Here is a 393-nt window from a genome sequence, read left to right as displayed (position 1 = left end):
TGATTGCGAAAATTTGAGAGACTCGAACACACCTTAAAGATGTGTCGTTTCAATTTTCAGCTTGATCCAGATTTTTAAAGAGCAAATATCTCAAACGTCACCCGAAGATGAGTTTTGAGATATGACGGCCGGTGACTTTCACTCACGAACCAGCAAGTGGCGTCCCCTAGGGGATTCGAACCCCTGTTACCGCCGTGAAAGGGCGGTGTCCTGGGCCTCTAGACGAAGGGGACACTGAAGTCTCAATCGCAAGACGCCTTGCTATTTACTTTTCATCAGACAATCTGTGTGAGCACTACAAAGGCAGGTTCTTTAAGGTAAGGAGGTGATCCAACCGCAGGTTCCCCTACGGTTACCTTGTTACGACTTCACCCCAGTCATGAATCACAAAGT

At 47.3% G+C, this 393-nt stretch carries 1 tRNA gene and 1 rRNA gene; both read right to left on the bottom strand.

The features are described from left to right. Nucleotides 1-157: 157 nt before the first annotated feature. Nucleotides 158-233: transfer RNA gene (locus tag OTG14_RS23685), tRNA-Glu, on the bottom strand. A gap of 85 nt (nucleotides 234-318) precedes the next feature. After that, nucleotides 319-393: ribosomal RNA gene (locus tag OTG14_RS23680) — 16S ribosomal RNA — on the bottom strand; the annotation flags it as partial.

It is taken from the genome of Enterobacter pseudoroggenkampii (assembly GCF_026420145.1).
In the GTDB taxonomy this organism is placed as follows: Bacteria; Pseudomonadota; Gammaproteobacteria; order Enterobacterales; family Enterobacteriaceae; genus Enterobacter; species Enterobacter pseudoroggenkampii.
The sequence above is the reverse complement of the archived record's forward strand: the minus strand, read 5'-3'. Positions and strand labels throughout refer to the sequence as shown.